This is a genomic window from Caulobacter sp. Root487D2Y, assembly GCF_001427165.1.
Taxonomy (GTDB): domain Bacteria; phylum Pseudomonadota; class Alphaproteobacteria; order Caulobacterales; family Caulobacteraceae; genus Caulobacter.
Map to the genome: position 1 here is coordinate 44,811 of NZ_LMFD01000004.1, position 20,464 is coordinate 65,274.

The window sequence follows — 20,464 nt, forward strand, 5'->3', positions numbered from 1 at the left end:
GCCATGACCCCTGAACCGTCCGACGACCTGATCGAGGCGCTGACCTTCGACCTGCAAGGCGAGACCTTCGCCCTGGAGGCCGGTCTGGTGCGCGAAGTCCTGGACATGCTGCCGGAGACCGACGTCCCCGGAGCGCCGCCCTTCGTCGGGGCCGTGATCAATTTCCGCGGCCGGGTGATCCCGCTTGTCGATCTGCGCCTGGCCTTCGACATGACGGCCGGAGCGCCCACCATCGACAGCCGCATCGTGGTCATCGAGTACAATCTCGACGGGGAGCCCACCCTGATCGGCTTGCGCGCCGACAAGGTGCACGAGGTCACCTCGATCACGCGCGACGTCACCGAACAGGCCCCACGCGTGGGCATGAGCTGGCGCGCCGATTTCATTCGCCTGCTGGCTCGGCGCGATGGCGACCTGATCGTCATTCCCGATCTTGGCCAGATCTTCGCCGCGCGGGGTCGATCGACCACAACCGTCACACCCATCAACGCGCTTCAATCCTAACACTGCGGGGCTTTTCCATGCGCTTCACCATAAAATTGCAGCTTGGCCTGGCGTTTGGCCTGCTTGTTGTCCTGCTGTTGACCGCGACCCTGTTCGGGATCAACAGCCTGGCGGAAACCAACCGCGACATGAACGCGATGATCTCTGGACCGGCTACCCGGCTTGAGGCCGCCCAGCAGCTCAATATCCACATGCTGAACGTGGTCAGGGCCGAAAAGAACATGGTCCTGGTCGATACCGCCGACGAGGTGAAGGCCTACGAGGTCTCCATCGACAAGGAAAAGCGCGCCTTCGAAACCTTGCTCGCCAAGGCCGAGAGCCTGGCGACGGCCGAGGGAAAGCCGAAGTGGCAGGCCCTGGGCGCGGCCTGGGAACGATTGAACGAGGTGCACGCCCGTGTTCGCGACCACGCCATGGCCGGTCGAGACGCCGAGGCCGCGGCCCTGTCGATGGGAGAAGGCCGTAAGGTCGTGACCGAGGCCGGCGCTCAGGTTCAAGAACTGGTCGAGCTGTCGCAAGCGCAAATGCAAAGCGCCAAGGAACAGGCCGACAAGGACTACTCGTCGATCCGGGCGCTGCTGATCGGGATGGCGGCGGTCTCGCTGTTGATCGCCGCAGCTGCGGCCTTCTACATCTCGATGGTGGTCAGCAAGGGGCTCACCCGCGCCGCGGACGCCGTGCGCGCTGTGGCCGATGGCGACCTGACCAAGACGGTCGAGATCACCACCAAGGACGAGATCGGCGACCTGCTGGGCCACGTGAACGTCATGATCGAGCGCCTGCGCGGCGTGGTGTCCGACGCTATCTCGGCCTCGGAGAACGTCTCGGCGGGCTCACAGGAGCTTTCGGCGGCGTCGGAGCAGGTTTCGCAAGGCGCCACTGAGCAAGCCTCTTCGGCCGAAGAGGCCTCGGCCTCGATGGAGCAGATGGCCGCCAACATCAAGCAGAACGCCGACAATGCCACCCAGACCGAGAAGATCGCTCGCCAGTCGGCCAAGGACGCCGAGGTTTCGGGCGAAGCGGTCAATCGCGCCGTCGAGGCCATGCGCACGATCGCCGAGAAGATCACCATCGTTCAGGAGATCGCTCGCCAGACCGACCTGCTGGCCCTGAACGCGGCCGTCGAGGCCGCCCGGGCCGGCGAACATGGCCGCGGCTTCGCGGTCGTCGCCTCGGAAGTGCGCAAGTTGGCCGAACGTTCGCAGACCGCCGCCACCGAGATCGGCGCCGTCTCTTCGGACACGGTGAAGGCCGCCCAATCGGCCGGCGAGATGCTGACCAGCCTGGTGCCCAATATCCGCCGAACCGCCGAACTGGTCGCCGAGATCAGCGCCGCCTGCCGCGAGCAGGACATCGGGTCCTCGCAAATCAACGAGGCCATCCAGCAACTGGATAAGGTCACGCAGCAGAACGCCAGCGCCTCCGAAGAGATGTCGGCGACCTCCGAGGAGCTGGCCGCCCAGGCCGAGGAGTTGCAAACCTCGATCGCCTACTTCCGGACCGAAGCCGGGGGGGGGCCGGTCCGCCGCGCCACGCCGCGGCCGGTCGCCAAGCGCCCTGCCGCGCCAGCCGCGCGCAAGGCCGCCACGCCCGCGCGGCAGACGGTCGCCAGCCAGCAGGCTCGCGCGACCGGTTTCGCCCTGGACCTGGCCAAGGGCGGCGCCGACGCCGACGACGCCGACTTCCGGGACTACGCTTGATGGCGGGGTCCCCCCAAGGCCAGTTCGTCACCCTGGGCTTGGGCGAGGAGGTGTTCGCGGTCTCCGTGACGTTCGTGCGTGAGATCCTCGACTACAAGCCGCCGTTCGCCATTCCGGATGGCCCCGACTACCTCCTAGGTCTGACCGATGTGCGTGGCCGCGGCACACCCACCATCGACCTGCGCATGAAGTTGGGCCTGCCCCGCGCGACACCAACGAGCACCACGCGCATCCTGGTGCTTGACGTGCCGCTGGCCGACCGCGTCCTGGCGTTGGGTCTGGTCGCCGACCGGGTGATCGAGGTGGTGTCCATCGCGCCAGAGCAGATCGAGATCGCGCCGGACATCGGCGTGCCATGGCGATCAGACTATATCCAGGGTGTCGTGCGCCGCGAGACCTCCGCTGGAAAGGCGGGCTTTGTCGTCCTGTTCGACCTGGCCCGCCTTCTGACCGCTCATGACGCCGCAGCCCTCAGCCAAGCCGCATAGTCTTGTCCTTCAAACGGGATGGAGCAGCCATCATGTCGTCTCAGGCCGCCCTGCAGGCCCCGTCCCAGATGGAACAGCTCAGCGCGCGCAATTTCCAGCGCCTAGCCTCGTTCATCCAGGACTATAGCGGCATCAAGATGCCGGCTAACAAGCGCACCATGCTCGAGGGGCGCTTGCGCCGCCGGATGCGCGCCACGCGGATCCATGACGTCAACGACTACTGCCACTACCTCTTTGAGGAAGACGGCATGGCGGCCGAGGTCATCCATCTGATCGACGCGGTGACCACCAACAAGACCGAGTTCTTCCGCGAGCCGGTCCATTTCGATTTCCTGATCCACACGGGCCTGCCGGCCATAGCGGCCAAGGGCCGACGGGAGATCAAGATCTGGAGCTCGGCCTGTTCGACCGGCGCCGAGCCCTACACCATCGCCATGGTCCTGGACGAGTTCTGCGCCAGCCAACGCGGTATCGACTATTCGATCCTCTGCACCGATATCTGCACCGAGGTGCTGGATCAGGCGATCGCCGGGCGCTTCTCCGAGCAGATGATCGAGCCGGTGTCGATGGCCCGTCGCCAGCGCTACGTGATGCGCGCCAAGGACCAGAGCCGCGGCGAGGTGCGGATCCGGCCCCAACTTCGCTGCAAGCTTGCCTTCGCGCGCCTGAACCTGATGGATGAGGCCTATCCTGTCGATAGCGACATGGACGTCATCTTCTGCCGCAACATCTTGATCTATTTCGACAAGCCCACCCAGGCGAAGGTGCTGGGTCGGCTGTGCTCGCATCTGCGACCGGGTGGCTACCTTTTCCTTGGCCATTCGGAATCCATCGTCGGCATCGATCTGCCCGTCCGGCAGATCGCCAACACCGTTTTCCAGAAACAGTAGTTCATGACCGCACCTAAGAAGATCCGGGTTTTGATCATCGACGACTCCGCCACGGTTCGTCAGACCCTGGCGGCGGTGCTGGAATCCGATCCGCAGATCGAGGTGATCGGCGTCGCCGCCGATCCGTTCGTGGCCGCCAAGCGCATCAGCGAGGAAATCCCGGACGTCATCACGCTCGACGTCGAGATGCCGCGCATGGATGGCATCACCTTCCTGCGCAAGCTGATGGCTCAGCGTCCCATTCCGGTGGTGATGTGCTCGTCCCTGACCGAGGTGGGGTCGGAGACCCTGCTGCAGGCGCTCGAGGCCGGGGCCGTCGATATCATCCTCAAGCCTAAGATCGGCGTCGCCGATCACCTGATGGAATCCAAGATCCGCATCTGCGACGCGGTGAAGGCCGCGGCCGGGGCCCGGCTGCCGGGGCAGCGCCGAGTCCCCTCTGCGACGATCTCGTCACCGACGCGTTCGGGACAAGAGCCGGATAAGAAACTGACCGCCGACGCCATGCTGCCGCCGCCGATCGGCGGGCGCGCCATGGCCCGCACCACCGAGACCATCGTCTGCGTCGGCGCCTCGACCGGCGGCACCGAGGCGCTGCGGGTCCTGCTGGAAGGTCTGCCGGCGGACTCGCCAGGCATGGTCATTGTCCAGCACATGCCCGAGAAGTTCACCGCCTCGTTCGCCAAGCGGCTGGACGGGCTATGCGCGGTCTCCGTCAAGGAGGCCGAGGATGGCGACACCGTGCTGCGCGGCCGCGTGCTGATCGCGCCCGGCAACAAGCATACCCTGCTGGAGCGCAGCGGGGCCCGTTACTATGTCTCGGTCAAGGACGGGCCGCTGGTCTCGCGCCATCGGCCTTCGGTGGACGTGCTGTTCCGCTCAGCCGCTCGCTCGGCTGGCTCGAACGCGGTCGGGGTGATCATGACTGGCATGGGCGATGACGGCGCGCGCGGCCTTGAGGAAATGAAACAGGCCGGCGCCTATACCCTGGCCCAGGACGAGGCGACCTCGGTCGTGTTCGGCATGCCCAAGGAAGCCATCGCCCGCGGCTGCGTCGACCGGATCGTGCCCTTGCACAACATCACCCAGGAAGTCCTGCGGGCTGCGGCGCGGTAAGGCGGGGGCTTCGACGCCTCTCCGCGTTTTTCAGAACAGCCCGTCGTCCGGATCTTCAACGGGCGCGACGGCGACGGGCGTGTCCTCGCCCAGATCCTCGACCCAGGCGCGATGGACCTCGCGCTCCTGAGCCATGGTGTATTGCTTGGCCAGTCGGCTCATCAGCGGCCGCAGCACGCCGACGATGTCTTCGTCTGGGACCTGCGGCTCGCCGGCCTCGTCCATGAGATCGCCAGCCGCCTGGTCGAGGACCGAGCCAATCTGGCGGTGAAAGTCGAACCGCTCGGCGGCCCGTCGCAGCATGTCGACCACGTCGGCGCCTTGGCGAGCGACGGCGGCGAGATCGTTTTCGACACCGTCCCCGGCCTTGGCGATGCGGGCGACCGCGCCGCCGAGGACGGTCGCCGCCGCCGCGGCGCCGCCCTTGGGGTCATCGATCACGTCGGGCTGGCTTGGCGCCTCGGCCGCGGAGGATAGGTCCTCGAGTAGGTTCAGGGTCTGGGCCGCGGACTTCTCCAGATGGATGGCGTGCTGGCGAAGTTCGACGGCGATCACGGCGAGGGGTTTGCCGGTCTCGCCGATGCGGCTGCATTTGAGGGTGGTGTTCAGCGCCATCATCTGGACATCGGCGCGAATGGTCTGGATGCCGGTGATGCGCGCGGTCAGGTCGCGGGCCGCCTCGGCCGCCGAACGGCTGACGTCCTCGGCCGCCTGTTCGCCGGCCGTCATGTCGCCCACCAGGCCAAGCGCTTGGCCGACATGGCTTTCCAGATTGCGCAGGAAGCCGCTCTCGGCGCCTTCGCTTTGCCCGTAGGCCAGGTCGCGCAGGCGCAGGATCTCGGACGCGTCGCTGGCCATGCCCGCGATGTTCACGCCGATCCGCGAGACATCGCGGTGGAAATCGTCCGCGGTCGCGGCCAGTTGAGCCGCCAGCAGGCGGTGCACGAAGGCTTCCGTCCGCTGACGTTGACCGGGCGACAAAGGGACGGCGACCTCCGCCAGAAATTGCAGCCCGGCCTGGACGTGCTCGATGCGCTGACGGGTGATATCGCCGATTTGCAGGGCTGCGAGGCCGCCGCCGACCTTCTTCTGGACGTCGCGCGCGAGGGCCGCGACGCTGACCGCGACGCCCGCGATCTTGGCGTGATGGGCGCCGATCGCCGTGGCGCTGGCCATCAGGGCGTCGGGCACGGCAGGCAACAGAGTCAGGCAACTGCGGCCCAGGTCGTGTTCCTGGGCCAGAGCCTTTCGCAGAGTCCGGTCAAGGCTCATCAGGTCGTCGTTGAAGGCGTCGAGCTGTGCGCGGCCCAGTTCGATGCAGTCGTAGATTTCCTGGGCGAAGATCGCGAACTCGGGGCCGGCTGCGGCAATGCCGCCGGAGGTGATCTTGATGTTGATGGCGAAGACCCGGAGATAGGCAAGATGCAGGCGCATCTCTTCGATGCGGCCAGCCAATCCGTCGCCGGCCTTGACCAGATTGCCCACGCGATCCCGGCGTGCATCGAGGCTGTCGGGCAGCGACCGCAGCGTTTCGGCGGCCTGCGCCAAATCCGCCGTCGTCGTCGTGACGGTCTCGGCGTCAAGGTTTGCACGCATCCGGTCGAGCGAAGCGATCAGCGTCCCGACGCCCTCGACCGCTCGCGACAGAACCTCGCCGGCCTCGAGAAACCGTCCTTCGATAGCCTGTCGAGCCGCTTCGAGGCGCGCGCCGATCTCCGCCCCCGAGAGCGGCGACATGGGCGGGGCCGAAGCGGCCAAGGATGATACCAAACCCATGAAATCGCCGGATTATTTCTCTTGAGCTACTATCAGTGGGATGTGCGAAGGTCAGGTAAAGATCGAACGCATTTCTCAACCTCAGGCGCTGATCGCTATGCCTTCCTCTTCGAAACTGGCGGCCTTGAAGACTTGGTCGATGGCGGCGAACAACACGGCGCTGGTGATCGGCTTTTCAAGGTGCAGATCTGCTCCGGCGTCGCGGCTGGCGCGAATGTGTTCGGGACGCGCGTTGGCGGTCAACATGATGATCGGCACGCGGCCGCCGCCGTCCGATGCTTCCCGCTCCCGGATCTCCCGGACAGCTGTCAAGCCGTCCATCACCGGCATCTGCATGTCCATCAAGATCAGGTCGGGCCCCGAAACCTTAAAGACATCGACCGCCTCGCGGCCGTTTTCGGCGATAAAGATCTCGGCCAGATCGGCCAGCATCAACTCGACGATCTTGCGGTTGGTCGGATGGTCATCGGCGACCAGAATTCGGGGAATCCCGGCCATCGAGGCAACGTCGTCGTGTGGCGCTGACGGGGTGGCCGTGTCGTGATCCGCGGGCAAGGGCAGCTCGAACCAGAATGTGGAACCAACGCCAGGCGTGCTGTCGCAGGACAGGGCCCCGCCCATCCGTTCGACCAACTCGCGGGCGATGGCCAGGCCTAGGCCCGAGCCACCGAACCGCCGGGTGAACGAGGTGTCGGCCTGCTGGAAGCGGTCGAAGATCCGGCTCTTCTCGGCGGCGTCGAAGCCGATGCCGGTGTCGGTGACGGAAAAGCGCGTGGCGCCGTTGGTTCCGGGGGCGATGTCGAGGGTGACCTGGCCTTGATCGGTGAACTTGACGGCGTTGCTGAGCAGATTGGTCAGCACCTGACGCAGGCGCGCCGAGTCGCCTGTCACAGTGAGATCGGCGCCGGCCGCCAGCCGGGTCTCGACCAGGACGCCTTTTTCCTCCGCGCGCAGGGCGCACAAGGCGGCGATCGAACGGGCCGCATCGCCCAGATGGAACGGGCCGTTCTCGATCACCACCTGACCGGCCTCGATCCGCACGACGTCGAGTATGTCCGATAGCAGACGCTCCAGGCTCTGGGTGGAGGTCTGAATGATATCGACCAGCTCCCGTGCCCGGGGCGATAGATCGTCCTTGGCCAACAGATCGGCCCCGGCGACGATGCCGTTGAGCGGTGTGCGGATCTCGTGGCTCATATTGGCCAGGAAGGCGCTCTTGGCCAGGCTGGCCTGCTCGGCCTGCTCCAGCGCCACCCGCAGCGAGGCTGCGGCCGCCTTCTGCGCGGTGACGTCCTGGCTCAGGGTGATCAGGTGTCGGGGGCCGACATCGTCGTAGGTGGCCATGGTCTTGGTCAGGAAATGGCGCGGCGCGACGGCGGGGTCGGGGCTCGCTGCCTCTTCGGAGACGTGCATCTCGCCCGTGCGCAGAACCCTGGACTCGCTGGCGGCCAGTCGCTTGGCGGCGGCGACGTCCAGAACGTCGAGCGTCGTCTTGCCGATCGCCTCGTCGGCGACGATGTCGAACGCGTCTTCCGCCGCGCGATTGATCAACACATAGCAGCCGTCCTCGACATTCTTCACGGTCAGCGGCGAGGGCAGGATTTGGATGACCGTTCGCAGGAAGGCCTCGGTCTCGACCTCCCGAGTGACGTCGCGCGCGGTGGCCAGCAGACGGATCACAGCGCCACTGCGATCACGAATGGGCGAGATGGTGGTGTCACAATAGGCGCGGGAATGTTGGGCCATGCCCAAAAAGGCGCGGAATCGGGCCATCTGACCTGCGAGGGCGCTATTGAAGGACCGGTCGAGAGAGAAGCGGCTTTCCTCCGGAAAAATCCACCGCCAATCGGGTAGGTTATCCGGTCCCGCGGGCAGCATCTCCTGGGCATGTCGGTTCAGGTGCTCGATCGAGCCGTCAAGGCGAAGAATCCAGGCGCAATCTTGGATGGCGTCCAGAATATCAGCGGCGCGGCACGCAGCTTCGCTGTTCAACGTTCGCCCTCCCGATCTTGCCGAAACATGTCGCAGCATTGCGCAGTCTTCGAGATCAGTAGGATCGACCGGAGTTGAAATAACCTTAAGTTGTTGCGCTTTGAATATGCGACGTCAGGCTAGTGCATCAAGAAACAGGTCAAATGGCTCGTGCGGGCATCAAAGCAATTGACTCCGGACATCGTCCGCCATCAAAGCGCCACGCATCGAAAGCGCCTTTCGCTTGGACTTCGGCTCAGCACGCGGAACTTCCGCCACAAGCATTTTTTCCACAAGTTCTTGCGCTTCCAACGCCGACACCGCATGACCAAACAGGAAGCCTTGGGCCTGCTCACACCCCTCCTGCTGCAGCCAGACATGCTGCTCAAGATCTTCCACGCCTTCGGCGATCACGGTGAGCCCGAGCCCCGCGCCGAGCCCGATCAGAGCCCTCACGATCGCCGCGCTATCCTGATCGCTGGCCATCGCGCCGATAAAGCTGCGGTCGATCTTGATCGTGTCGAGCTTGAAATTGCGCAGGTGATAGAGGCTCGAATAGCCGGTTCCGAAGTCATCGAGGGCGATTCTGACGCCACTCTGGCGGAGCCCTCCAAGGATGCGCTGCGCCGCCTCCAGATCTCCCACAAGCGCGCTCTCGGTAATTTCGAGCTCCAATCGGTGAGGCGGCAGGCCTGTTGATTGGAGAATATCGAGAATTCTGGCGCCGAGTGTCGCATCGGCCAATTCCCGTGGCGACAAGTTGAAGGCCAGCTTTCCACTGGGCCAAGTCACCGCGTCACAGCAAGCGCTTTGCAGCAGACTATCCGTCAAGTCTCCGATCAAACCGGCATGTTCCGCGATAGGAATAAAGCGGCTTGGCTCGATTTCACCAAGTTCAGGGTGCCGCCAGCGGGCAAGCGCCTCAAAGCCGAGGAGCCGACCCGTTTTGAGGTCAATCAGCGGCTGATAGTGCGGGCGAATATCCGGCGTCCCAATGGCGAGGCGCAGATCGCGCTCAAGCCGGTCGTGCTCTCGGACCCTGCGGTCCATTTCCGGTTCGAAGAAGCATAGCGCGCTCACGCCTTGCTTTTTCGCGAGATAGAGGGCCACATCCGCCTGTCGCGTCAGCGCCACCGGATCGTCGCTGTCTTGCGGCGAGAGCGCGATTCCAATCCCGGTGCCAAGACGATGCTCGCGCCCACCGGCCATGACGGGCTGCGCGAAACTCTCGATGATTCTCAGCGCTATGTTGGTGGCGGCTTCCGGACCGTTCAGGTGCTGAGCGATGATCGCAAATTCGTCACCGCCGATCCGGGCGACCAAATCGCCTTCTCGCACGGAGCGTCGCAGGCGGTTCGCCGCCTGGATCAGAGCCTCGTCTCCGACCGGATGTCCGTGGACGTCGTTGATCTTCTTGAATCCGTTCAAGTCGAGCATCATGACGGCGTGGGCCGCGTTGGCGCTCGGCGGAGCGCCGAGCGCCGCCTTGAGCGCGGCGTCGAACTGCCTGCGGTTGGGCAGGCCCGTGAGGGGATCCTCCAGGGCCAGCGCCCGCGCCTCCGCCTCAGCGGCGCGGCGCAACAATGTCTCGCGCCGCTGTGCTCGCAAACGGGAGAAGGAAAAAAGTCCCAGCGCGACCGAGGTCAGCGCCAAAGTCTCATCGAGCTCCAGCATCCTTGCTTGTTGCGCGACATCTTGCCGAGGAAATATCTTGAACTGCCAAAACAGAACAGACCCAAAAATTAACACCACAGCGATTGCAACACAATCTATAATTGTAAATCTATGGCGTCGCATGAAATCTTTTATTTCCGGACTAGAATGTATGTGAAGTATCGAATTGAACATCTGGGCCATCCCTCGTTTACAGGGCTGAGGCCATACCTCAACTGAACTTCCATATGCGTCGCCCAGACACGTTAATGGAGGAATAATATTTGACTCAAGCGGCAGTGTGGGAGACCGAATGATCGGCCCGTCAAGGGTTTGGATCGGCGCGGCAAATCGCCACTGCGATCAAAAGGGAGTGGTGGAGACAAGGGGCTGCGTCGAAATCTCGTGCCCGCTAAGATTCGCCGTCCAGACGATGGCGGCCACGGCCACCATGAACCGCTTCGAAATGCCCACAGGGCTATTTTGAACGCGTCCGAACGCATTCCTCGGGACTCAACCTCGCTCCGGCTTGGACCAGGCCGCAGCGGGCCTTAGGATGACGCAGCGGCCGCGCGGGGCCTTTATCAAACCGCATGATGTTGCCCGAGCGTTCGCCTCGGAGCCTGATAGCGGGCAGCGCGCCTCAACGCGCCGCCCAATGTGTCAAGCCTTCGCCACCCGCCCCTTCGCCGACGCTTTGGGCGGGCTCTTTGCTTTGCGCCCGCCTTGCCCAAGACCCAAGGCCTTAGCCATGGCGCTGCGGGCCTCGCTATAGCTCGGAGCCGTGGTCGGATAGTCGTTGGGCAAGCCGTATGTATCCTTGTACTCCGCGATCGTCATGCCATGTCCGGTAAGATGACGCTTGAGAGTTTTGTAGCGCCTTCCATCAACAAAGCTGACCAGAGCATCGTGCGTTATGCTCTTTCGAATTTGCGCCGGTGTCGGCTTGGAAATCGGCTCTGCGGCCGGCTCGTCCTGTATTGTATTTACGCCCGCGAGAGACGCATGAATGCTCTTGATCAGAGCGGGCATTTCGGTGACTGCGACGCTGTTGTTACTGACATACGCAGCAACGATCTCTGCCGTCAGCGCGATCGTCGCTGCATTCGCTTCGTTCATGGTCCAGCCTCTCAAATGGAATCGAACGGCGAAGCTCGCACTGAACGCTCAGAGCAACAACACTGTACGCCTTTGATGATATGGATAGCTGTCGCTCCCTCGCCACGCGACTTGACGAACTCACGGCGAGGCCGGTTGGCGCCATGTCTCGTCGCGCCAAACATGCGTAACGGCGACACCCTACGCAGGATCGGACGTGCGCGCCCTTTGGCGGAACCGGCCGTCGCCATGAGCCAAACGACCAGCGCTGCGAAGCCGAAAATCGGGGTGTTGGAAGGGTCGTGCGAGGACCCCTGGGGCTTTTGGCGCGAGCGCTTGAGCATGCCGCCAAGCTCCCCGACCGGGCCGGAACCAACGCCGAGCCCCACGTCGGCGAGGATTACGCCATCACCTGTCTTTGCCCGCCAGACCACGCGGCGGCGGGTCGCCCGGCCTGCCCTTTACGAAAAATGAAGACTGTAAGGAGCCACGCGCATCGCGCGTGGCGGGACGCGCCGTCGTGCAGTCGGCTGCGTCCATCCGGCCTCCAGACCGGCGGCGAGCGGTTCGAGCGCTTAGTCTGGGCGAGCGGGAGGAAATCTCCCGAGGGCTCAGCAGCCGCTGCTCGCTGCGGGGGATCGCTCGGTCGCTGGGTCGATCGCCATCGACGATCAGTCGCGAAATCCTGCGCAACGGCGGGCCAGAACAGTATCGAGCGACCAGCTCCGATCAGGCGGCGTGGGACCGGGCCTTGCGTCCGAAGCGATGCAAGCTGGCTTGCCGGCCCGCCCTGGCCCGGACAGTATCTGGCAAGCTGCGACGGAAATGGTCGCCCGAGCAGATCGCCGGCTGGCTCAACGTCCTTCGCCGAAGCCTGACCAAGATCACGAGAAGACCAGGCAAAACATCTGGTTTGCCCTAGACGACAGCCGTCCCCTCGCCTTCTTCGCTGGAATCTGGACGCCTCACGCCTGCGTCCGAATGAAGAGCAAGGGGTGGGAAGAAATCGAGGCCTACGGCTTCCTGACGACGGAGTCGGCCGAGCCGGTAAAAACCTACCACTCCAAGGCCATGCCCGTGATCCTGACCGAGCCGGCGGAATGGGATCTCTGGATGAGTGATGCGCCCTGGACGGAAGTCGCCCAACTCCAACGCCCGCAGCCGGAGGGCAGGCTCAAGATCCTCGCCCGCGGCGGCAAGGGCGACGACGTCATTCCAGCCTAACTAGGTGCCCTTCGCCGGCGCCCAAGACCACGGCCCATCGTAAAGGTGCGGGAACACAGCATATCGTGGGAACCGCATCCTCCCTCCCCTGTGCAAGTGAACCTTGCGCCCAGATCGGCGATCCTGAGTTTGGTCCGGTTGCCAAACTTCTCCACCAGGTCAGGCGGCGTCCACTCGATGAGTCGGGGACAGTCCCGGCAGCAAATGGCCAGAGAATACCCCTTCGCCAGGAAGGTCTCGATCGTGTCGTTGCCCACCTGGTCCAGGTGAAACCGCTTCAGCAGGTGCGGCGTAGGACGTGTGAGAGTCGATGGCGGACGATCGGCGGGCACGGGTCACCAGATGACGGCGGGCGCGGAGCGACCGCGTTCTTGAGTTTTTCTACATCTGCGGCGACGCCGGTTATAGAGCCGATCAATAGGCTTGCGCCGGCCGGGAAGAAAGTTGCCCCTTTCGACCCGTCCGCCAGGCTCAGTGGTTCCTGGCTTTCGCTGCCAGATCCGCTTGGCTCTCGCCGGAGAGCCATTTGCTGAGATTCAGTCGCTGTAGGCGTTTGGAGTCGTGGAAATCGTAGGAACCGCTTGGTTGAATTGAGTGTCGGGCTTCGCTCGACGCCGTATGTGGGGGATGCCGGGTGGGAGGGCGCGTAGCGCCCGGGGCGAAGCTGCGTAGCAGCGCAGCGAGCCGGCGGGGGCGTAGCCCCCAAGAGGCGGTGTCTTGCGGCGCCTTTTGCGCCGGATTTTCGTTAGAAGAGATTCTGTTAGATAAGGGAAGTTAGGTAGTTAAGGTTGAAAAATCTCCGCCAACTGCCTGTTTGTAAAGGAGCTTTTAGCCTACGTGGTTCCTAATACCACGTGCTTCAGTTCCTGTTACCACGTAGGGCGGTTCCTTAAACCACGTGCCGATAAGTTCCTGAAACCACGAGGGAAACGGTTCCTAATACCACGATGTGGGCAGGTTCCTGGTACCACGTGCCTCCGGCGACTTCGAGCGGCCGTTCTGGTTCCTAAAACCACGATAGCAAGCGGCCTCCGATCGGTTCCTGAAACCACGACAGGGCCTCGGGCGGGTTCCTGAAACCACGTGCGCCTCCGCGCCGGTTCCTAATACCACGACACCCCCAAGGAGACCGGGTTCCTAAAACCACGACAGGTCCACTGCCCCCCTATCCCAACCTATTTGCCCCGGGGCTCGCCGAATCGTAGAGAATCGGCGCTTGATCGGGGACTCAACGTCGCTGGCGGGTTCCTAAAACCACGACCCAGCAATCGCCGCATTGACCCCGGTTCCTAATACCACGTGCCTAGCTGGGCATGACGCAACGGGGGTCGCTGCAGGCTTTGGCGAAGCCCTCCGGCTTGTGCCCGTCCTCCATCCAACGCGACCAGGCCCCCTCGAAGGCCCTGGGGTCTCTGTCTGCGTCGATCCACGCCGCGCGTGCATCCTCCCATCCTCGCTGAGCCGTATCGGCCCCACGTCGCTCCCTGGCCGCCTCGACAACGAACGCGCGGTCCACGAAATGAACGGCTGGGCTGCCATCGGCAGTCGTCGTTTCCCGCATCGCGTAGCGGGGAAGCTCATCGGACCGACACATCTCGCGGATCCGGAACGTGAACTTCTTGAACGGCGACTCCGAGCCCGTTTTTTCATAAAGGGTCGACATCTTGGAAACCCAGCCGGCCTTTTGGTTGCCGGCATGCTTACGGGCCACGCGATAGATCGCGCGCTCAATGCCGCCGGTCAGCAGGAAATACTCCCGGTCCAGCGTCAGGATGTTGCCGCTCATGATGCCGTCCAGGAGCCAGTCAGGGATCCGAAGGGTCAGCGTCTTCAACTGCTCGGGATTGTCGTCAGACTCCCCTTCACCCTCGATGTCGCCCAGATAGTGGAAGGCGGTATAGCGCCGCTTGCCGGCCCGGATGTTGGTCTCGACTTCCGTGGTCCGCAGGCGCCGGATAGCCCGTAAAAGCTCGATGTAGTCCTGCCCGCTCGTCCCGCGCGCGATGCCTTTCAGTAGCTCATACGGCGTTGTGTGGATGATCGGGCGGATGTCGTTTTCGCGGTTATCGCGCTGCTGCACGATCCGCGAAATGCACCAGATCAGGATGTCCGCATCCCAGATCGTCGCCATGCCGTGGGTCGGGTTGGCGGTCACCTTGATGTAGAGCTTGCCGTCCGGGGTGTTGTACTGGATCGGCTTGTTGCGCTTGCGCTTGGAGATCGAGAAGAACGGCCGCTCCATCATCTCCGCGCTGTCCTTGGGCGCGTAGTCAATCAGGTCGTTGATGAAGAAATCCCGCACCGGGTGCGGGTCGTTGCGCGTGCTCATCGCTCACCCATCGGAGGCTTGCCGGCGGCGACGAACAGAAGGTCCAGGCCTTCACCGATCAACGCCTGAACGGTGACACCCCGTTCGACGGCCAGCATTTTCACGCGGCGCTGCATCTCGGCCGAAAAGTAGCCTGCGACCATGCTCTTGCCGACCCGCGCCTTAGGCACGAACCCGGACAGCGACCCCTCGGTGACGCTCTGTGATGCCGTCGGTCGAGCCATCTCATCTCCGAGAATCGGTCAGTTAAATCCGTGTCCACATGTGGAGTTTGGGCAAGGTCGGTGACGAAGTCCACCTCAAACCCTCCAGGGCCCCCCGCTTAAAAAAAGCCAATGGCTCTGCTTGCCTTCACTCGCAAACGCTACGCAAGGTGGAGTGGCTCGTTCCAGCGGCTCCATCCCTGATGGCGCTACTTGAGCGTCACCGTGTCTTTCCATGTCGCATTTATTTCCTTATGCGACATTTCAAGTGAGCGTTTGATGAAGCGTCGCGTGTCCGCAGCCAAACAACCAAACCTGACGTTCACGTCAGGATTGCGTGCCGCCGCCACCGCAATTTCTGCATCCGCGAGTGTGGAATTGGGCCCGGCGAGTATGGCCCATGGTTGACCTGGCCGCGCTGTTCGAGCTTGCCCAGCGCTGCGCGCCGACCATCGCTCCGATGACGATGGTCAGCATCGTTCAGGTCGAAAGTCGCGGAAATCCGCTCGCCATCAATGTGAACCGCGCGCCGGATCCGCCCCCGGCCGGTAGTCGCGAACAAGCTATCGCCACGGCCGAACGGCTGATCGCACAAGGCCAAAACCTCGACCTGGGTTTGGCGCAGATCAACAGCAGGAACCTGGCCCCGCTCGGCCTGACGGTCGCCGACGCCTTTGAGCCCTGTAAAAACCTCGCGGCGTCCGCAACGCTCCTACAGGCCAACTACGTCGCGGCCGCCCGCCTCGCTCCCGCACAACAGGCGCTGAGGATGGCCTTCTCAGCCTACAACACCGGCAATCATCGGCGCGGGTTTCTCAACGGCTACGTAGCCAAGGTAGAGGCCGAGGCCATCAAGCTTTCGCCTGGCGCGATCAGCGGAGCCAGCGGGATAAAGCCAGCCCTGCCGCCTGCGCTGCAAGCGGCGGTCGAGGCCGCCGCTGAGAACATCGGCGGGGGCGAACAGACGGCGAGCAAACCATCGCTCGACGTCTTCGCCAGGGGCGCCTCGCGCACCATCGTCGTCTTCGGCGGGGGCGGACAGTGATCCTCCACGCCATCATCCGTAATGACCGCTGCCGTCCTCTCGACATATGTTGGGTTCCTCAGAAAGCTTGGGAACCCCGAATGTCCGATCGGACGATCCGCGAACGACTTCTCACGAGCCTACGCCCGAGCGGCGGAGCAATCGTGGCCGTTCGGATCGTCGAGGCGAGTGACGGCACATGGTCCATGTACGTCAAGCTTAGTTGGAAGGTCGGCGAACACTTGGTCGCCGTCTACCGCTCTGCTCAACCGAAGCGGTACAAATCTTTGTCCGCTGCGGTCGCCCATTGTCGCGCCGCCTATCAATACCGTGGCTCGATAATCCTCGAAACGGAGATACAGGAGCCCCTCCCCCATGATGAGCCCCCAAGCCATCACTAAGCCTGCCATTGCGCCGGCAACGCTTACGAACCGGCGCGCCGGCGCTGTCGCTTTGGCCGCGATTGTTTTGGCCTTTGGCCTGGTCGAGCCCGCCGCGGCTCAATCGGTCGGCGTCGAAACGCTTCTCCAGAACGTGGTCAACTTCTTCACCGGCAACACCACGCGGCTGCTAGCGATCCTGGCGGTGATCATCATGGGCATCCTGGCGATGTTCGGCATCTTCGACTTCCGCCGGATGGCAATCGTCGTCGTTGGCATGGTCGTCGTATTTGGCGCCGCCCAGATCGTCAGCATGGTCACGGGGAGCGGGGCCTAGGCCCCGTTCGCCCGGCGCGCCGCCTTTGGGGGGCAGGTGCGCACCGAGCGGTCACGCTCATGCAGGACGAATACATTACAGAAGACACGCTGTTCCTGGCCTGCACGCGGCCGGCGATGGTGCTGGGCGTGCCGGTCGAAGCCATGGCGCTCAATGTCATGCTGAGCGGCACGATCTTCTTGGCCGCCAACAATCTGGCTTACCTGTCGGTGGGCGTCGCGCTGCACTTTCTGTTCCGCGCCGTGGTCAAGCACGACCACAACGCCTTTCGCGTCCTTCTCATGTGGCTCGAAACCAAGGGCCGGGCCCGAAATCGCGCCTGGTGGGGCGGCAGTTCGCACTCGCCCCTTCCTGTCGTGCGCCACTACTCCGGCAAGGATTTCCCCAATGGATAGCGGCGCTGCAAAGCGAACAGGTCCAGCGTCTATCGCTGGCCCGATGGTCTTGAGGCGCGAACCTCAGCCCGGCGCCAATCTACCCTATGCGCGCCACGTCTCTGACCATGTGGTCGCGCTCGACACCCGCGCGATGATGGTCTGCTTCAAGCTCGACGGAGCCTCGTTCGAAACCGCTGACGTGCGAGATTTGAACGACTGGCACGCCAAGTTGAACAACGCCTGGCGCAACATCGCCGACGAGCGGCTGGCCATCTGGCACCATGTCGTGCGGCATGAAGATCGAGGCTATCCCGAGGGCCAGTTCGCCTCCGACTTCGCCAGGGATCTCGACGCCGCCTATCGCGCCCGCGTGGGTGCAACTCGCCTCTTCACCAATGACCTCTACATCACCCTGACCCTTCATCCGGGAAGAGATGTCGGCGACAAGCTGGGCGCCCTCCTCCACCGGCTGAGTGCGGGAAGTAAAGCTGGGCTCGAGGTCGATGAAGATGCGATCCGTCTGTTGGAAGACAAGGCTCGCGATCTCCTTCAGTACCTTGGTCGATACGGTGTCCGGCTCCTGGGCCTCTACGACCACAACGGTCTGGCCTTCTCTGAGCCGATGGAACTGTTGCATCTGGTGCTCACCGGCCGGCGCCAACGCATCCCCCTGGTGCGCGGACACCTCGGCGCGGCAATCTACACCGCGCGGGTGATCTTCGGGCGCGAGGCGCTCGAGATCAGAGAACCGGGCGACGAAAAATACGCAGGGATCTTCGGGGTCAAGGAGTACCCCGCGACCACCCGGCCTGGCCTGTGGGACGGGCTGCTTCGCTCGCCCTATCCCTTCGTCGCCACTCAATCGTTCGCGTTCCTATCCAAGGCGTCTGCGCGCGCCGTCATGGAGCGAAAGCAGAACCTTTTAATCCGCTCCAACGACCGGGCCGCCTCTCAGGTGCAAGGTCTCGATGACGCGATCGACGATCTGGTGAGCAATCGCTTCGTCATGGGCGAGCACCAGTTCTCGCTCCTTGTCTATGGCGAGACGACCAAGGCCCTGGCCGACAACATGTCGGCCGCACGCGCAACCCTGGCGGATTCAGGCCTGGTGGTCGCTCGTGAGGACCTTGCGCTTGAAGCGGCGTTCTGGTCGCAGTTCCCAGGCAATTTCGCCAAACGTTGCCGGCCGGCGGCGATCAACTCGCGCAACTTCGCCGCCCTGGCCCCCTTCCACACCTACCCATCGGGCCAGGCTGCGGGAAACCATTGGGGCCCTGCCGTCGCGCTTCTCAGGACGTCGGCCAAGTCGCCATTTTACTTCAATTTCCACGTCGGCGACTTGGGCCACACCTTCATCTGCGGCCCATCGGGCTCGGGCAAGACGGTCGTTCAAAACTTCATGCTCGCCCAGCTGGAGAAGTTCGACGTGCAGCGGGTCTTCATCGACAAAGACCGGGGCGCTGAGATCTTCGTGCGGGCTTCGGGCGGCACCTACCTGACTCTGAAAAACGGCGCGCCAACCGGCTTTGCCCCGTTTCGCGCCTTGGAGTTCACACCGCGAAACGTCGTCTTCCTCACCCAGCTCGTGCGTAAACTGGTGACGCCTGCTGATCGGGCTCTGACGGTCCAGGAGGAGCGCCTGATCAGCGACGGCGTCGCCTCGCTCGAACCCCTCGCCCCCAACCAGCGATCCCTTACCGCATTGCGCCAGCTCCTTGGTCAGCGGGACGCTGAAGGCATCGGCGCCCGGCTTGAACGCTGGACGCGCGCGGGACCGCTTGGCTGGGTGCTCGACGGCGACGCCGATCAGGTCGGGCTCGACGCGAAATTGCTCGGCTTCGACATGACGGACTTCCTCGACAACGCCGAGGTCCGCACGCCGGTCATGATGTATCTCATCCATCGGCTAGAAAGCCTGGTCGACGGGCGACGCTTGGTCGTCGATATCGACGAGTTCTGGAAGGCTCTGGGCGACGAGGCTTTCAGAAACCTCGCCCAGGACGGACTGAAAACCTACCGCAAGAAGAACGCCTTCATGGTGTTCGGCACGCAAAGTCCGGCCGACGTGCTCCGTTCTGAGATCGCCCACACTATCCTCGAGCAATGTCCGACGAAGATCTTCCTGCCTAATCCCTACGGCCAGGCGCGGGACTACGTGGACGGCTTTGGCCTCACCAACGAGGAGTTCCGGCTGATCCGCGAGGAGCTTTCGCCCGAGTCCCGGCGGTTCCTCGTCAAGCAAGGCCACAACTCGGTTGTCGTCGAACTGAACCTCGACGGTCTGGACGACGCCCTTTCGATCCTCTCTGGCCGAACCGAGACCGTCGAGCTGCTCGACAGGATCCGCACGACGCACGGTGACGATCCAGTCGACTGGAGCCCAGCCTTTCAACAAGAACGACGGAGATCCTGATGAGAACGCGCTTTCTTCTACCCTTCGTCCTGGCTGCCGCGACGATCGCAGCGCCGGCCAGTGCTCAGATGGTCGTGACCGACCCCGGCGCTTACACGCGGATGCTTTCGCAGTTGAATCAGGCTCGCGCCCAGCTCGCCGAGTTGCAGACACAAGTCCGCCAGGGCGCGGAGATGGTCGATCAGGGCAAGCGCCTCTACGCCGGAATGACCGGGCTGACTAACGTCAACAGCTTGGGCGGCGTGCTGAACAACCCGGCGCTTCGCCGCTATCTGCCAGCTGAGGTTCAGGACACTGGAAAGCTCCTGAACGGAACGCTCACCGACATGGGCTCGATCGGATCGCGGGCGACCTCGATCCGCGACGCCAATCGACTGTTTACGCCGGCCACTGAGGGGTTGTCGCTCGCCCAACGCTACTACCAGGACGCCCTTGTCAAATCGGGCGACCGGGCGGCTCGCGACGTGGCGCTGGGCGAGAGCGCCTACAAGGCCGCTGGGCAGCGCCAGGCTGGCCTGGATCAACTGCGCCTCGCGCTGAACACCGCGTCCACGCCGAAGGAGGTGATGGACCTGCAGGCCCGCATCGCAGCCGAACAGGCGATGATCAACAACGACCAGATGCAACTCCAGGGCCTAGCAATGATACAGGACGCCGAGAAGCGCATGGCGGATCAGCGCGACCGGGAAGCAAGAGCCGCGCAGTACCAGCAGACAATGGCCGACTACAAAGGAGGCTTCTGATGCGGAAGCTTGCCATCCTGACCGCAACGGTGGCCTCCAGCGTTTTGGCAGGCTGTCAGCCTGCGCCGCGGTCCGTGTCGTATTTCGACGCCAATCCCTCCGAGCGGTCGGCCGTGCTGTCGAATTGCCAGACCGGAAGCCATCGGGGAACTGAATGCAAGAACGCTCAGGCCTCCACGGAAAAGGCGAGCAAACTCAAGACGATGAACGACTACCGGCGCGGCTTCTAGGGCGGGGA

Annotated in this window: 18 protein-coding genes and 1 pseudogene; 13 read left to right on the plus strand and 6 right to left on the minus strand. The window is 63.6% G+C overall.

The genetic code is table 11. The features are described from left to right. Positions 1-3 precede the first annotated feature (3 nt). Genes ASD38_RS06655 through ASD38_RS06675 form a run of 5 tightly spaced genes read left to right on the plus strand, consistent with a single transcriptional unit; the run spans position 4 to position 4,698 of the window. A complete protein-coding gene (locus tag ASD38_RS06655; protein ID WP_235523780.1) occupies positions 4-504 on the plus strand; it encodes a chemotaxis protein CheW in 501 nt (166 codons plus the stop codon). Positions 505-521: 17 nt separating this feature from the next. Beyond that, the gene (locus ASD38_RS06660) at positions 522-2,204 is read left to right on the plus strand and encodes a methyl-accepting chemotaxis protein (protein ID WP_056458748.1); all 1,683 of its coding nucleotides are present in this window, start codon (positions 522-524) and stop codon (positions 2,202-2,204) included. Further along, positions 2,204-2,692 (plus strand): chemotaxis protein CheW, encoded by a 489-nt coding sequence (locus ASD38_RS06665; protein WP_056458751.1) that lies wholly within the window; start codon positions 2,204-2,206, stop codon positions 2,690-2,692. The genes ASD38_RS06660 and ASD38_RS06665 overlap by 1 nt, the downstream gene beginning before the upstream one ends. 32 nt (positions 2,693-2,724) lie before the next feature. Further along, positions 2,725-3,582 carry a CheR family methyltransferase gene (locus ASD38_RS06670; RefSeq protein WP_056438693.1) on the plus strand — a complete coding sequence of 286 codons (858 nt, stop codon included), beginning with the start codon at positions 2,725-2,727 and terminating at the stop codon, positions 3,580-3,582. A 3-nt stretch (positions 3,583-3,585) separates the two neighbouring features. Continuing rightward, positions 3,586-4,698: a protein-glutamate methylesterase/protein-glutamine glutaminase gene (locus tag ASD38_RS06675; protein WP_056438696.1), complete on the plus strand. Its 1,113-nt coding sequence runs from the start codon at positions 3,586-3,588 to the stop codon at positions 4,696-4,698. A gap of 30 nt (positions 4,699-4,728) precedes the next feature. Here the strand turns inward: ASD38_RS06675 and ASD38_RS06680 are convergent, their stop codons facing one another. The 4 genes from ASD38_RS06680 to ASD38_RS23240 all read right to left on the minus strand — a co-directional run bounded on the left by ASD38_RS06680 (position 4,729) and on the right by ASD38_RS23240 (position 11,217). After that, the gene (locus tag ASD38_RS06680; protein ID WP_235523781.1) at positions 4,729-6,456 is read right to left on the minus strand and encodes a hypothetical protein; all 1,728 of its coding nucleotides are present in this window, start codon (positions 6,454-6,456) and stop codon (positions 4,729-4,731) included. A gap of 99 nt (positions 6,457-6,555) precedes the next feature. Then, positions 6,556-8,466 (minus strand): hybrid sensor histidine kinase/response regulator, encoded by a 1,911-nt coding sequence (locus ASD38_RS06685; protein WP_162250214.1) that lies wholly within the window; start codon positions 8,464-8,466, stop codon positions 6,556-6,558. Positions 8,467-8,625: 159 nt separating this feature from the next. Beyond that, positions 8,626-10,119 carry a putative bifunctional diguanylate cyclase/phosphodiesterase gene (locus tag ASD38_RS06690; RefSeq protein ID WP_056438704.1) on the minus strand — a complete coding sequence of 498 codons (1,494 nt, stop codon included), beginning with the start codon at positions 10,117-10,119 and terminating at the stop codon, positions 8,626-8,628. A gap of 642 nt (positions 10,120-10,761) precedes the next feature. Continuing rightward, entirely contained in the window at positions 10,762-11,217 is a 456-nt protein-coding gene (locus tag ASD38_RS23240; protein ID WP_082560693.1) for a MucR family transcriptional regulator, read from the minus strand. Positions 11,218-11,716: 499 nt separating this feature from the next. On the opposite strand from ASD38_RS23240, the pseudogene ASD38_RS25070 reads away from it, so the two are divergent. Then, positions 11,717-11,878 (plus strand): annotated as a pseudogene (locus ASD38_RS25070) (helix-turn-helix domain-containing protein); the annotation flags it as partial. 83 nt (positions 11,879-11,961) lie between these two features. Then, on the plus strand, positions 11,962-12,420 hold the full coding sequence (locus ASD38_RS23250; protein ID WP_082554662.1) for an SOS response-associated peptidase family protein: 459 nt from the start codon (positions 11,962-11,964) through the stop codon (positions 12,418-12,420). Positions 12,421-13,723: 1,303 nt separating this feature from the next. Here ASD38_RS23250 and ASD38_RS06700 read toward each other — a convergent pair. Further along, complete coding sequence (locus tag ASD38_RS06700; RefSeq protein ID WP_056438709.1) at positions 13,724-14,749, minus strand: replication initiator protein A; 1,026 nt, start codon at positions 14,747-14,749, stop codon at positions 13,724-13,726. Next, positions 14,746-14,973, minus strand: coding sequence for a ribbon-helix-helix domain-containing protein (locus tag ASD38_RS06705; protein WP_056438710.1), 228 nt, complete (start codon positions 14,971-14,973; stop codon positions 14,746-14,748). Before ASD38_RS06705 ends, ASD38_RS06700 begins: the two co-directional genes overlap by 4 nt. A gap of 379 nt (positions 14,974-15,352) precedes the next feature. Here ASD38_RS06705 and ASD38_RS06710 point away from each other — a divergent pair, with 379 nt between their 5' ends. The 6 genes from ASD38_RS06710 (at position 15,353) to ASD38_RS23765 (ending at position 20,456) form a co-directional block, all read left to right on the plus strand. Further along, positions 15,353-15,997, plus strand: a complete 645-nt coding sequence (locus tag ASD38_RS06710; RefSeq protein ID WP_056438712.1) for a lytic transglycosylase domain-containing protein — start codon at positions 15,353-15,355, stop codon at positions 15,995-15,997. Between the two features lie 354 nt (positions 15,998-16,351). After that, positions 16,352-16,693 (plus strand): TrbC/VirB2 family protein, encoded by a 342-nt coding sequence (locus ASD38_RS06715; RefSeq protein WP_235523782.1) that lies wholly within the window; start codon positions 16,352-16,354, stop codon positions 16,691-16,693. Between the two features lie 59 nt (positions 16,694-16,752). Continuing rightward, positions 16,753-17,088, plus strand: coding sequence for a type IV secretion system protein VirB3 (locus ASD38_RS06720; RefSeq protein ID WP_056438714.1), 336 nt, complete (start codon positions 16,753-16,755; stop codon positions 17,086-17,088). Beyond that, entirely contained in the window at positions 17,081-19,483 is a 2,403-nt protein-coding gene (locus tag ASD38_RS06725; RefSeq protein WP_056438716.1) for a VirB4 family type IV secretion/conjugal transfer ATPase, read from the plus strand. Before ASD38_RS06720 ends, ASD38_RS06725 begins: the two co-directional genes overlap by 8 nt. Beyond that, entirely contained in the window at positions 19,483-20,226 is a 744-nt protein-coding gene (gene virB5, locus ASD38_RS06730) for a P-type DNA transfer protein VirB5 (RefSeq protein ID WP_056438719.1), read from the plus strand. Before ASD38_RS06725 ends, virB5 begins: the two co-directional genes overlap by 1 nt. Continuing rightward, the gene (locus tag ASD38_RS23765; RefSeq protein WP_156390604.1) at positions 20,226-20,456 is read left to right on the plus strand and encodes an EexN family lipoprotein; all 231 of its coding nucleotides are present in this window, start codon (positions 20,226-20,228) and stop codon (positions 20,454-20,456) included. Before virB5 ends, ASD38_RS23765 begins: the two co-directional genes overlap by 1 nt. Positions 20,457-20,464: the final 8 nt, after the last annotated feature.

Bases quoted from the DNA above. Each gene is read 5' to 3' on its own strand.
- ASD38_RS06655 (WP_235523780.1), top strand. From the start codon at position 4: ATGACCCCTGAACCGTCCGACGACCTGATCGAGGCGCTGACCTTCGAC.
- ASD38_RS06660 (WP_056458748.1), top strand. From the start codon at position 522: ATGCGCTTCACCATAAAATTGCAGCTTGGCCTGGCGTTTGGCCTGCTT.
- ASD38_RS06665 (WP_056458751.1), top strand. From the start codon at position 2,204: ATGGCGGGGTCCCCCCAAGGCCAGTTCGTCACCCTGGGCTTGGGCGAG.
- ASD38_RS06670 (WP_056438693.1), top strand. From the start codon at position 2,725: ATGTCGTCTCAGGCCGCCCTGCAGGCCCCGTCCCAGATGGAACAGCTC.
- ASD38_RS06675 (WP_056438696.1), top strand. From the start codon at position 3,586: ATGACCGCACCTAAGAAGATCCGGGTTTTGATCATCGACGACTCCGCC.
- ASD38_RS06690 (WP_056438704.1), bottom strand. From the start codon at position 10,119: ATGCTGGAGCTCGATGAGACTTTGGCGCTGACCTCGGTCGCGCTGGGA.
- ASD38_RS23240 (WP_082560693.1), bottom strand. From the start codon at position 11,217: ATGAACGAAGCGAATGCAGCGACGATCGCGCTGACGGCAGAGATCGTT.
- ASD38_RS23250 (WP_082554662.1), top strand. From the start codon at position 11,962: ATGCAAGCTGGCTTGCCGGCCCGCCCTGGCCCGGACAGTATCTGGCAA.
- ASD38_RS06700 (WP_056438709.1), bottom strand. From the start codon at position 14,749: ATGAGCACGCGCAACGACCCGCACCCGGTGCGGGATTTCTTCATCAAC.
- ASD38_RS06705 (WP_056438710.1), bottom strand. From the start codon at position 14,973: ATGGCTCGACCGACGGCATCACAGAGCGTCACCGAGGGGTCGCTGTCC.
- ASD38_RS06710 (WP_056438712.1), top strand. From the start codon at position 15,353: ATGGTTGACCTGGCCGCGCTGTTCGAGCTTGCCCAGCGCTGCGCGCCG.
- ASD38_RS06715 (WP_235523782.1), top strand. From the start codon at position 16,352: ATGATGAGCCCCCAAGCCATCACTAAGCCTGCCATTGCGCCGGCAACG.
- ASD38_RS06720 (WP_056438714.1), top strand. From the start codon at position 16,753: ATGCAGGACGAATACATTACAGAAGACACGCTGTTCCTGGCCTGCACG.
- ASD38_RS06725 (WP_056438716.1), top strand. From the start codon at position 17,081: ATGGATAGCGGCGCTGCAAAGCGAACAGGTCCAGCGTCTATCGCTGGC.
- virB5 (WP_056438719.1), top strand. From the start codon at position 19,483: ATGAGAACGCGCTTTCTTCTACCCTTCGTCCTGGCTGCCGCGACGATC.
- ASD38_RS23765 (WP_156390604.1), top strand. From the start codon at position 20,226: ATGCGGAAGCTTGCCATCCTGACCGCAACGGTGGCCTCCAGCGTTTTG.